This window comes from Streptomyces sp. NPDC032721, assembly GCF_055579625.1.
In genome coordinates, this window is record NZ_JBVIMX010000002.1 from 426198 (window position 1) to 437977 (window position 11780).

The window sequence follows — 11780 nt, forward strand, 5'->3', positions numbered from 1 at the left end:
GCGGGGCTGTCGCCTATCAGGGTGATCCGGTACGCGGCCCCTTCCCAGGCCCGTTCGCGCAGGTCACGGTGGATCCACCGAAGATCCGTACACGACCACGGGGGACGATCCGGATGAACAGCCTGCTGCGCACCACCGCACTCGCCGCGACCCTGACGGCGGCCACGACCCTGCTGCCCCAGACGGCACCTGCCTCTGCTCCTGCCCCCGCCCCCGCGCGGGGCGTCACCCTCGGCAGCTGTGCCGCCGGTGAACTCTGCCTCTGGCAGAAGCCCGGCTTCAAGGGCAAGCGGTACGCCCACGAACTGGCCGGCACCGACATCGAGTCCTGCGTACCCCTGCCGCCGGGCACCGACGCGCAGGCGCTGGCCAACCGCACCGGCCGCCCCGTCACCACCTACCAGTCGGCCGAGTGCGCCGAGACGGGCGAGTTCGACACCTACCCCGGCGGCGGCAGCTGGGTGCCCCAGTCCCCTTACCGGGTGCGGGCGTTCAAGGTGTGGGAGAGCTGACGCCGGGGGCGGGCCGCTGGGCCGGTATCCCGGGCGCACCGTCCGAGGAGAGCCGGCCCACCTCCGCCCGCAGCTCCTTGACCTCCAGCACCAGCGCCTCGATCAGCTCCGTCTGACGGCGCTCCTCGGCGTCGTCCCGCTCGAAACGGGAGATGAACCAGGCCGCGATGTTCGCCGTCACCACACCGAGCAGCGCGATTCCCGACAGCATCAGCCCGACCGCGAGCACCCGCCCGAGCCCGGTGGTGGGGGAGTGGTCGCCGTAGCCCACGGTCGTCATGGTGGTGACGGACCACCAGAGCGCGTCGCCCAGCGTCTTGATGTTCCCGCCCGGTGCGTCGCGCTCGACCTCCAGGACCGCCAGCGAGCCGAACATCAGCAGCCCCACCACCGAGCCCCCGACGTACGCGGTCAGGGTGATCTGCGACGCCATCCGGGCCCGCCGCCCCACCAGCACCAGGGTGGACACCAGCCGCAGCAGCCGCAGCGGCCTGGCTAGGGGCAGCAGTACGGCGAGCAGGTCCAGCGGATGGCTGCGGACGAACAGCCACTTCCCCGGAGCCAGCGCCAGCCGTACGAGGTAGTCGGCGGCGAAGATCGCCCACACCGCCCACTCGACCAGCGAACAGGCCCGGAGCACCGGATCCGCCGCGCCCGGCGCGACGATCGGCACGGCGTACGCGGCGGCGAAGACCAGCGCGAGGACGAGAAGGGGGTTCTGGGTGCGCCGCTCCCACCGGACCTGAGCGGTTTGCTGCTTCATGCCGGGCATCGTAGGGAACGCGGAAAGGCGGCGGGACCCTTGGGGCCCGCCGCCTTCCTCAACCGTTACCCGGTGGGGGCATCAGTTGTTACCTGTGCTGCTCGTCCGGCTCAGGCGTCGCCGCCTGCCGCGCCCGGGTCGGCCGCCCGTACGTCGAGCAGCTGGTAGCGGTCCACCGCCTGCTTGAGCGCGGAGCGGTCGATCTTCCCCTCCTTGGCCAGCTCGGAGAGCGTCGCCAGGACGATCGACTGCGCGTCGATGTGGAAGAAGCGACGGGCCGCCCCACGGGTGTCGGCGAAGCCGAAGCCGTCCGCACCGAGCGAGGTGTACGGGCCCGGAACCCAACGCGAGATCTGGTCCGGAACCGAACGCATCCAGTCGGAAACGGCCACGAACGGACCCTCGGCGTGCGTGAGCTTCTGCGTCACGTACGGCACCCGGATGTCCTCCTCGGGATGCAGCAGGTTGTGCTCCTCGCACTGGACGGCCTCGCGCCGCAGCTCGTTCCAGGACGTCGCGGACCAGACGTCGGCCTTGACGTTCCACTCGTCGGCGAGGATCTGCTGCGCCTCGACCGCCCACGGCACGGCCACGCCGGACGCCATGATCTGGGCCGGGATGGAGCCCTGCTCCCCGGCCTTGTAGCGGTAGATGCCCTTGAGGATGCCCTCGGTGTCCACGTTCTCGGGCTCGGCCGGGTGCTGGATCGGCTCGTTGTAGACGGTCAGGTAGTAGAAGACGTCCTCGGCGTTCTCGCCGTACATCCTCTTCAGGCCGTCCTGCACGATGTGCGCGATCTCGTACCCGAAGGCCGGGTCGTAGGAGACACAGCCCGGGTTGGTGGACGCGAGCAGCTGCGAGTGGCCGTCCGCGTGCTGGAGACCCTCACCGGTCAGCGTCGTACGCCCGGCGGTCGCACCCAGTACGAAACCGCGCGACAACTGGTCGGCCATCTGCCAGAACTGGTCACCGGTGCGCTGGAAACCGAACATCGAGTAGAAGACGTACACCGGGATCAGCGGCTCGCCGTGCGTCGCGTACGCCGATCCCGCGGCGATCAGCGAGGCCGTGCAGCCCGCCTCGGAGATGCCGTCGTGCAGCATCTGACCGGTCGGCGACTCCTTGTACGCGAGGAGCAGATCGCGGTCCACTGCCTCGTACTGCTGGCCGAGCGGGTTGTAGATCTTCGCACTCGGGAAGAACGCGTCCATACCGAAGGTGCGGTACTCGTCGGGCGCGATCAGCACGAACCGCTTGCCGATCTCCTTGTCCCGCATGAGGTCCTTCAGTACACGTACAAACGCCATGGTCGTGGCGATCGACTGCGAGCCGGAACCCTTCTTCGCAGCCGCGTACGTCTTGTCCTCGGGCAGTACGAGCGGCTTGGCGCGCACGACGCGCGACGGCACGTAGCCGCCGAGGCTCTGCCGCCGGTCGTGCATGTACTGGATCTCCTCCGAGTCGCGGCCCGGGTGGTAGTACGGCGGGGCGCCGTCCTCCAGGTCCTTGTCCGCGATCGGGATGTGCAGCCGGTCGCGGAACCGCTTGAGGTCCTCGGCGGTCAGCTTCTTCATCTGGTGGGTCGCGTTGCGGCCCTCGAAGTTCGGTCCGAGCGTCCAGCCCTTGACCGTCTGCGCCAGGATGACGGTCGGCTGGCCCTTGTGCGCCTTGGCCGCCGCGTAGGCCGCGTACACCTTCTTGTGGTCGTGACCGCCGCGCCCCAGGTGCAGGATCTGCTCGTCGGACATGTCCTTGACCATGTCCCGCAGCCGCTGGTCGTCGCCGAAGAAGTGCTCGCGGATGTACGCGCCGGTCTCGGTCGCGTACGTCTGGAACTGGCCGTCCGGGGTCGTGTTGAGCTTGTTGACCAGGATGCCGGTGCGGTCCTGCGCGAGCAGCGGGTCCCAGGAGCGGTCCCAGACCAGCTTGATGACGTTCCAGCCGGCGCCGCGGAACTGCGACTCCAGCTCCTGGATGACCTTGCCGTTGCCGCGCACCGGGCCGTCGAGGCGCTGCAGGTTGCAGTTGACGACGAAGGTCAGGTTGTCGAGGCCCTCCCGGGCGGCGATGGAGAGCTGGCCGAGCGACTCGGGCTCGTCCATCTCGCCGTCGCCGAGGTACGCCCACACATGCGACTTGGAGGTGTCGGCGATGCCGCGCGCCTCCATGTAGCGGTTCATCCGGGCCTGGTAGATCGCACCGAGGGGACCCAGGCCCATCGAGACGGTCGGGAACTCCCAGAAGTCCGGCATCAGCCGCGGGTGCGGGTACGACGAAAGCCCGTTGGGGAACTTCGACTTCTCCTGGCGGAACGCGTCCAGCTGCGTCTCGGTCAGCCGGTCCAGCAGGAACGCGCGGGCGTAGATGCCGGGGGAGGCATGGCCCTGGAAGAAGATCTGGTCGCCGCCGTCGCCCTCGTCCTTGCCGCGGAAGAAGTGGTTGAAGCCCACGTCGTACAGCGAGGCGGAGGAGGCGAAGGTGGCGATGTGGCCGCCGACCCCGATGCCGGGGCGCTGGGCGCGCGAGACCATCACGGCCGCGTTCCAGCGGGTCGCGTTGAGGACCTTGCGCTCGATCTCCTCGTCACCCGGGAAGAACGGCTCGTCCTTGGTCGCGATGGTGTTGACGTAGTCCGTGCTGCGCATCTCGGGCACGGCCACGCGCTTCTCGCGGGCACGTTCGATCAGGCGGAGCATCAGGTAGCGGGCCCGCTCGCGGCCCCGCTCGTCGACGGCCGCGTCAAGCGAGTCGAGCCATTCCTGGGTCTCCTCGGGATCGAAATCCGGGACCTGGCTCGGCAGGCCGCCAATGATGATCGGGTTGCGATCGGATCCGGAAGCCACGCTGTTCCTTCGCTGGTAGGGAATTGACCACGTATGGGGGTGTCACGGTCTGGGCGTCGCGCCGCTGTCCATCGTGTACCCAGGGGACGTAAACGTCATCTCTACCGAGGGGTAACCACCGTCGCGGACCGACTGCCCCGCCGTCGTCAATGACCGGCATCGACCAAATCGCAACCTTACGCCCCGCCCGTTCGTGCGTTTCGTAAAACCGTTCGCCCCCGATTGGCGGAGTGGAGGAACGAAACGTGGCAAAGCGTCGCGAATGGTGTGGGATGAATCACTGCGCGGCCTTTCCGGGCCGTCAGAAGTTGCGGCGGAGGCGTCCCATCCGTCACCGTTTCGGCGGTCCGGGCGGCCGGGTACTTGCGCGATCGGTCCCGCCCGTGTGGACTACGGCCAATGCCGCGCACGCGCGCGGCTCAGGCACATTGCTGAAAAAGCACTTCCCGAAAACAGATCAGGAGGCAATCCGTGAGCGCGACCGCGGACCACGCGGAGGAGCGGACCAACCCTGCCGCGAGGCTGGGTTTCCAGCCCGAGCAGGTGGTCCAGGAGATCGGCTTCGACGACGATGTCGATCAGGAGCTCCGCGAAGCCATCGAGGAGATCATCGGCGGCGAACTCGTCGACGAGGACTACGACGACGTGGCTGACGCCGTCGTCCTGTGGTTCAGGGACGAGGACGGCGACCTGACGGATGCGCTGGTGGACGCCACCACGCTCATCGAGGACGGCGGCACCGTCTGGCTGATGACTCCCAAGACCGGCCGTGACGGCTATGTCGAGCCGAGCGACATCAACGAAGCCGCCACCACCGCCGGTCTCTCCCAGACCAAGAGCGTCAACGCGGCCAAGGACTGGACGGGCAGCCGCCTGGTCTCGCCGAAGGCGGCGAAGTCCGGCAAGCGCTAACAGCCGGAAACACCTCAGACGAAGTACCCCAAGGACCCCCGCCGGCGCAGGCCGGCGGGGGTCCTTCGGTGTTCTGTCCGCGTCCTTGCGTAGGCTTCGGGGAAACCCGAACGGCCCAGCGCGAGGCAGGAGATATCCATGGCGATCGAGGTGGGCACCGAGGCCCCGGACTTCGCGCTCAAGGACAACCACGGCCGCACCGTGCGCCTGTCGGACTTCCGGGGCGAGAAGAACGTGCTGCTCCTCTTCTACCCCTTCGCCTTCACCGGGGTCTGCACCGGCGAGCTGGCCGCCCTCCAGGCCGGTCTGGACAGGTTCGTCAACGACGACGTCCAACTGCTGGCCGCGTCCTGCGACTCCATGCACACCCTGCGTGTCTTCGGCGACCAGGAGAACCTGGAGTACCCGCTCCTGTCGGACTTCTGGCCGCACGGCAACGTCTCGCGGGAGTACGGCGTCTTCGATACGGACAAGGGCTGCGCCGTCCGCGGCACGTTCGTCATCGACAAGGCGGGCGTGGTGCGCTGGACGGTCGTCAACGGCCTGCCGGACGCCCGGGATCCGGACGAGTACGTCAAGGCCCTCGACACGCTCTGATCCGGGCGGGAGCCTTGAGCCCCGAGGAATTCGGGACTTAAGTCCTGCCGTGACGGGGAACCGGTCACTAGGATCAATACGTTGATCCGATGCCAGCTGCACTACGGGGGCAGGGCCTCACCTGAGCCCCTCGACACACTTTGGAGGACTCGTGGGAGTCAGCCTCAGCAAGGGCGGAAACGTCTCGCTGTCCAAGGCCGCCCCGAACCTGACGGCAGTCGTCGTCGGTCTGGGCTGGGACGCGCGCACCACCACCGGCGGCGACTTCGACCTCGACGCCAGCGCGATCCTGACCAACGACGCGGGGAAGGTCGCCAACGACTCGAACTTCGTCTTCTTCAACAACCTCAAGAGCCCCGACGGTTCCGTCGAGCACACCGGTGACAACCTCACCGGTGAGGGCGAGGGCGACGACGAGGTCATCAAGGTGAACCTGGCCGGCGTACCGGCCGATGTCTCCAAGATCGTCTTCCCGGTCTCGATCTACGAGGCCGAGACCCGCCAGCAGAGCTTCGGCCAGGTCCGCAACGCGTACATCCGCGTCGTGAACCAGGCCGACAACGCCGAGCTCGCCCGCTACGACCTCAGCGAGGACGCCTCGACCGAGACCGCCATGGTCTTCGGCGAGCTGTACCGCAACGGCGCGGAGTGGAAGTTCCGTGCCATCGGTCAGGGTTACGCCTCCGGCCTGCGCGGCATCGCGCAGGACTTCGGCGTCAACGTCTGAGCCGGACCAGGGCCTCCCGCGACCTCGTACGGCTTGTACGGCTCGCGCGCCGTGTGCGCCTTGTGCGCTCGCGCGCGTCCCGTACGACCTCGTACGGCTCGTACGCCTCGCAGTGAGGCACGGCCCCGGTTCCTGCCAGGCCCACTTCCGTCCGGCGCCGCACCCACCAGTGCGGCGCCGGACGCGCCTAATCCACTGCTCCACCGCCGCGGGGAGGAAGAAAGATCATGGGCGTCACGCTCGCCAAGGGAGGCAATGTCTCCCTCTCGAAGGCCGCTCCGAACCTCACTCAGGTGCTGATCGGGCTCGGCTGGGACGCACGTTCCACCACCGGGGCCGACTTCGACCTCGACGCCAGCGCACTGCTGTGCAAGGACGGCCGGGTGCTCGGTGACGAGTACTTCATCTTCTACAACAACCTCACCAGCCCCGAGGGCTCCGTCGAGCACACCGGCGACAACCTCACCGGCGAGGGTGACGGTGACGACGAGTCGCTGCTCATCGACCTCTCCAAGGTCCCGATGACCGTCGACAAGATCGTCTTCCCGGTCTCGATCCACGACGCCGACAACCGCGGCCAGACGTTCGGCCAGGTCAGCAACGCTTTCATCCGCGTCGTCAACCAGGCCGACGGCCAGGAACTCGCCCGTTACGACCTCAGCGAGGACGCCTCCAGCGAGACCGCGATGATCTTCGGCGAGGTCTACCGGTACAGCGGAGAATGGAAGTTCCGCGCCGTTGGGCAGGGGTATGCGTCCGGGCTGCGGGGCATCGCTCTAGACTTCGGGGTCAACGTTTCGTAAAGCCCCGCACACGCGGGGGAGAGATGTACTCGACGAGAGGTAGCCAGTGGTTCTGAAAACCTTCGGCTGGTCGTTCGCGGTAACCGCGCTCGGCCTGGTCGCGGCGGTTCTCTACGGGGGGTGGACCGGCTTCGGAATCGTGGCGATCCTGTCCATCCTGGAGATCTCGCTGTCCTTCGACAACGCGGTGGTCAACGCCGGGATCCTGAAGAAGATGAATGCCTTCTGGCAGAAGATCTTCCTCACCATCGGCATTCTCATCGCCGTGTTCGGCATGCGCCTGGTCTTCCCCGTGGTCATCGTCGCCATCAGCGCCAAGATCGGGCCCATCGAGGCCGTCGATCTGGCAATGACCGACAAGGACATGTACAAGCAGCTGGTGACCGACGCTCACCCGTCGATCGCCGCCTTCGGTGGCATGTTCCTGTTGATGATCTTCCTCGACTTCATCTTCGAGGACCGGGACATCAAGTGGCTCGCCTGGCTGGAGCGTCCGCTGGCCAAGCTGGGCAAGGTCGACATGCTGTCGGTCTGCATCGCGCTGATCGTCCTGCTCGTGACCTCGATGACGTTCGCCGTCAACGCCCACCAGCACGGCGGCACGCACGTCAACAAGGCCGAGACCGTACTGATCTCGGGCGTCGCCGGTCTGATCACGTATCTGATCGTCGGCGGTCTCTCCAGCTTCTTCGAGGACAAGCTCGAAGAGGAGGAGGAGCGCGAGCACGAGGCCGAGGAAGAGGCCAAGCGCGCCGGCAAGAAGAACACCGGCGTGGCCCTGGCGGGCAAGGCCGCGTTCTTCATGTTCCTCTACCTGGAGGTCCTGGACGCCTCGTTCTCCTTCGACGGCGTGATCGGTGCCTTCGCGGTCACCAACGACATCGTCCTGATGGCGCTCGGACTCGGCATCGGTGCGATGTACGTGCGTTCGCTGACGGTCTACCTGGTCCGCCAGGGCACCCTGGACGACTACGTCTACCTGGAGCACGGCGCGCACTACGCGATCGGCGCCCTCGCCGTGATCCTGCTCGTGACCATCCAGTACGAGATCCACGAGGTCATCACCGGCGGCATCGGCGTCCTCCTGATCGCCTGGTCCTTCTGGTCCTCCGTGCGCCGCAACAAGCGGATCGCGGCCGAGGGCGGAAAAAAACCGAGTGAACAGGCCGAAGTCCCCTCCGGAGTCTGACCCGCACTGACGGTGTCCGGTTCCGGGGTGTGACCCGGCCTGTATTGAGGAACGCTCTGAAACGGGGCGGCCACGCGCGGCGCGAGTCCGCGGGGCCGCCCCTTTTGGGGTGTCCGGGGTGCATGGGTGCCGTGGGCACGGAGCCATCCGAAGAGCCATCTTGGGGGAGGACCGCATGGCCGTCTGGGACCGGATCAGCAGCCTGTGGCAGAGCAACGAGGTGCAGTTCGACTCGGGCAGCGCCGCGACGAACTCCATCGAGCTGACCAAACGGCACCCGGTGGTCTCGCTCAGCAAACAGGGCGCGGACACCGGCAGCCTGCGCGTCAACCTCTCCTGGCGCATGCGCACCTCCGACATCGGCGGCCGGACCAAGCACAGCGGCAACCTGGTCTCGCGCTCCCTGCGGTTCTTCCAGCCCGAGGTCGTCCAGGCGCACACCCAGGGCGTCGTCAACGTCGACCTGGACCTCGGCTGCCTCTACGAGCTCAAGGACGGCTCCAAGGGCGTGGTGCAGCCGCTCGGCGGCTTCTTCGGCGACATGAACGGCCCGCCGTACGTGAAGCTCAGCGGCGACGACCGGTTCGGCGCCCCCTCCGGCGAGACCATATTCATCAACCTCGACCACCGCGACGAGATCGCCCGGCTGCTGGTCTTCGTCTACATCTACGACCAGACCCCCGCCTTCGACCGCACGCACGCGGTCGTCACGCTCTACCCGAGCAACGGGCCGAGGATCGAGATCGAACTCGACGAACGCGCCCCGCAGGCCCGCTCCTGCGCCGTCTTCAGCATCGAGAACGCCAAGGACGGGCTCATCGTGCGCCGCGAGGTGAAGTTCGTGTACGGCTTCCAGGCCGAACTGGACCGGCTGTACGGGTGGGGCCTCCAGTGGGGCCGCGGCTACAAGGCCAAGGCGTAGCGCGGCGGACGGCCCGGGTGGTGCGGACGCAGTGGACGGCCCGGCCGGAGCTGGCGGACCGGACTTGCCTGGCGGCCCGGACCTGCCTGGTGGCCCGGACTTGCGGGGTGGCCCGGACCTGCCGGACCGGTCAGGCGCGGATGAACTGCGGGCCCTGCGGCGGGAGCCGGAAGTTCGGGTCCGGGGCGGGCGCGGCAGCGGGGGCCGGCTGCGGATAGCCGTAGGCGGGCTGGGCGGAGGCCGACTGCGGGTAGCCGTACGCGGGCTCCGCCGGAGCCGCGGGCGGCGCGGACGGGGGATAGCCGTAGGCCGGCTGGGCGGGCGGCGGCTGCACCGGCTGTACGGGAGCCTGGCCCTGCGCGGGAGCGGGGAACGGCGGCGAGGCAGGCACGGCGGCCGTCACCGCGGAGGGGTCCGGCACCGGACGGGGCGGGGCGGACTGCGCGGGTCCGTCCCCGTTGACCGAGGCCGCACCCTCCGCCTCGCCCTCGCCCTCGCCCTCGTCGACGGAGATCCCGAACTCCGTGGCCAGCCCGATCAGCCCGGTCGGATAGCCCTGCCCGACCGCGCGGAACTTCCAGCCCTCACCGCGCCGGTAGATCTCGCCGCAGATGACGGCGGTCTCCTCACCGGTCTCCGGCTTCACGTCGAACAGCGCGAGCGGCTCGCCGTCGGCAGCGGCGCCCGGGCCCGCGTCGTACAGCAGGATCCGGAGGTCACGGACGAGGTCGAGGGTGGCAGGACCGCTGTTGATCTCGAAGGAGGCGGCGATCACCACCCGGTCGACGGAGGCGTCGAGCGAGGTGAGATCCGCGGCGATGGTGTCCGTCATGCCCTCGGCGACCCGCTTGAGCGCCAGCCGGCGGACCAGGCCGGAGGGGTGCCGGGGCTGGTTGTAGAAGACGAAGTCCTCGTCGGAGCGCACCCTGCCCTCGCCGCCCAGAAGCAGCGCGGAGGCGTCCACGCTGGGGATGCCGGGGCCGGGGGTCCAGCGGAGCACGGCCCGGACGGCCGTGGCGGCGAGCGGAACGTTCGCGCCCTTCAGCATCGCTTGCTTCATGCCCGTCATCCTGCCTTCCTCCGGCCCGTGCGGACAACGCGGGGGCCGGTTCCCGTACGGTCATGAGCAGGACCGATCGGACCGGGTTACCTGGAATTCACGCACAAGGGGAACTCTGGACATGCGCTCCTACGTACTATTACCGGCCATAACAAGCCACGGATCCGGGCCCGACAGGGCACACGCGGGTCTTTGACGGATCACACAAGGCAGCTCAGAGCAGGAATTCGGGGGTATCAGATGCGTCATTTCGGGCATATCCCGTCCGCTCTGCGGCAGCGGATCTTTCACCAGGAGCCCTGCGAGTTCGACGCGAACTCCCCGGCGCCGCTGCTCTCGGCCGCGCTCGGCGCCACGCTCTACAGCCCGGCGACCCGGCCCCGCCTCGCCGACGACGTACTCAAGCAGGCCGGCCGCGGCGTGGTGTCCATGGTGCTCTGCCTGGAGGACTCCATCGACGACGCCGAGGTCAAGGGCGCCGAGGAGAACCTCGTGAGGCAGTTCGCCGCCCTCGCGGACCGCACCTCGGCCACCCCGGCCACTCCGGGCGGGGAGAGCGTCCCGGCAGCGCCGCTGCTCTTCGTGCGGGTGCGGGAGCCCGGGCAGATACCCGACCTGGTGCGCCGGTTCGGGGCCTCGGCCCGTGTGTTGTCCGGATTCGTACTTCCGAAGTTCACCGAGGAGCGTGGCGTCCCCTTCCTGGAGGCCCTCGCCGAGGCCGAGGCCGTCGGCGGGCAGCGGCTCTTCGTGATGCCGGTCCTGGAGTCCCCGGAACTCCTGCACCTGGAGACAAGGGCCGAAACCCTCGCCGGAATCGCCCGCACCGTCGACAAGTACCGGGACCGGGTGCTCGCCCTGCGCCTGGGCGTCACCGACTTCTGCTCCGCCTACGGACTGCGCAGGGCGCCCGACATGACGGCGTACGACGTCCAGATCGTGGCCGGTGCCATCGGCGACGTCGTCAACGTCCTCGGCCGCTCGGACGGCACCGGCTTCACCATCACCGGGCCGGTCTGGGAGTACTTCCGGGTCCAGGAGCGGATGTTCAAGCCGCAGCTGCGCCGCAGCCCCTTCCTGGAGGGCCGCGCCGAGGAACTGCGCACCTCCCTCATCGAGCACGACATGGACGGCCTGCTGCGCGAGATCGGCCTCGACCGGGCCAACGGGCTCCAGGGCAAGACCTGCATCCACCCCTCGCACGTACTGCCCGTGCACGCGCTGTCGGTGGTCAGCCACGAGGAGTTCAGCGACGCCCGGGACATCCTCCAGCCGGACCGCGACGGCGGCGGAGTGCTGCGCTCGGCCTACACCAACAAGATGAACGAGGTGAAGCCGCACCGCGCCTGGGCGGAGCGCACCCTGCTGCGCGCCGAGGCCTTCGGAGTGGCGCGCGAGGACATCGGCTTCGTGGAACTGCTGACGGCCGGCCTCACGGGCCTCACGGACTGATCC

11 protein-coding genes are annotated in these 11780 nt (G+C 68.4%); 8 read left to right on the top strand and 3 right to left on the bottom strand.

Translation table 11 applies throughout. The features are described 5' to 3' along the window. The first annotated feature begins 125 nt into the window (after positions 1-125). Positions 126-512: a peptidase inhibitor family I36 protein gene (locus ACZ5PB_RS08110; protein WP_468688938.1), complete on the top strand. Its 387-nt coding sequence runs from the start codon at positions 126-128 to the stop codon at positions 510-512. Here the strand turns inward: ACZ5PB_RS08110 and ACZ5PB_RS08115 are convergent. Together ACZ5PB_RS08115 and aceE are read right to left on the bottom strand one after the other, a co-directional pair. Then, positions 493-1284: a potassium channel family protein gene (locus tag ACZ5PB_RS08115; protein ID WP_468688838.1), complete on the bottom strand. Its 792-nt coding sequence runs from the start codon at positions 1282-1284 to the stop codon at positions 493-495. The two genes, ACZ5PB_RS08110 and ACZ5PB_RS08115, sit on opposite strands and share 20 nt — an antisense overlap. A 101-nt stretch (positions 1285-1385) precedes the next feature. Beyond that, positions 1386-4118 carry a pyruvate dehydrogenase (acetyl-transferring), homodimeric type gene (aceE, locus tag ACZ5PB_RS08120; RefSeq protein ID WP_468688840.1) on the bottom strand — a complete coding sequence of 911 codons (2733 nt, stop codon included), beginning with the start codon at positions 4116-4118 and terminating at the stop codon, positions 1386-1388. A 471-nt stretch (positions 4119-4589) separates the two neighbouring features. Here aceE and ACZ5PB_RS08125 point away from each other — a divergent pair, with 471 nt between their 5' ends. The 6 genes from ACZ5PB_RS08125 to ACZ5PB_RS08150 all read left to right on the top strand — a co-directional run bounded on the left by ACZ5PB_RS08125 (position 4590) and on the right by ACZ5PB_RS08150 (position 9268). Next, positions 4590-5030, top strand: a complete 441-nt coding sequence (locus ACZ5PB_RS08125) for a DUF3052 domain-containing protein (protein WP_468688842.1) — start codon at positions 4590-4592, stop codon at positions 5028-5030. A gap of 138 nt (positions 5031-5168) precedes the next feature. Beyond that, complete coding sequence (locus ACZ5PB_RS08130; RefSeq protein WP_468688844.1) at positions 5169-5627, top strand: peroxiredoxin; 459 nt, start codon at positions 5169-5171, stop codon at positions 5625-5627. A 151-nt stretch (positions 5628-5778) separates the two neighbouring features. Beyond that, positions 5779-6354, top strand: coding sequence for a TerD family protein (locus ACZ5PB_RS08135; RefSeq protein ID WP_468688846.1), 576 nt, complete (start codon positions 5779-5781; stop codon positions 6352-6354). Positions 6355-6581: 227 nt separating this feature from the next. Continuing rightward, on the top strand, positions 6582-7157 hold the full coding sequence (locus tag ACZ5PB_RS08140) for a TerD family protein (protein WP_468688848.1): 576 nt from the start codon (positions 6582-6584) through the stop codon (positions 7155-7157). Between the two features lie 46 nt (positions 7158-7203). Beyond that, on the top strand, positions 7204-8346 hold the full coding sequence (locus tag ACZ5PB_RS08145) for a DUF475 domain-containing protein (RefSeq protein WP_468688850.1): 1143 nt from the start codon (positions 7204-7206) through the stop codon (positions 8344-8346). Between the two features lie 175 nt (positions 8347-8521). After that, the gene (locus tag ACZ5PB_RS08150; protein WP_468688852.1) at positions 8522-9268 is read left to right on the top strand and encodes a TerD family protein; all 747 of its coding nucleotides are present in this window, start codon (positions 8522-8524) and stop codon (positions 9266-9268) included. Between the two features lie 130 nt (positions 9269-9398). On the opposite strand, the gene ACZ5PB_RS08155 is transcribed toward ACZ5PB_RS08150, so the two are convergent. Further along, positions 9399-10328 (bottom strand): TerD family protein, encoded by a 930-nt coding sequence (locus ACZ5PB_RS08155; RefSeq protein ID WP_468688854.1) that lies wholly within the window; start codon positions 10326-10328, stop codon positions 9399-9401. Between the two features lie 240 nt (positions 10329-10568). Between ACZ5PB_RS08155 and ACZ5PB_RS08160 the strand changes: the two genes are divergently transcribed. Next, entirely contained in the window at positions 10569-11777 is a 1209-nt protein-coding gene (locus ACZ5PB_RS08160) for an HpcH/HpaI aldolase/citrate lyase family protein (RefSeq protein ID WP_468688856.1), read from the top strand. The last annotated feature ends 3 nt before the right edge of the window (positions 11778-11780 follow it).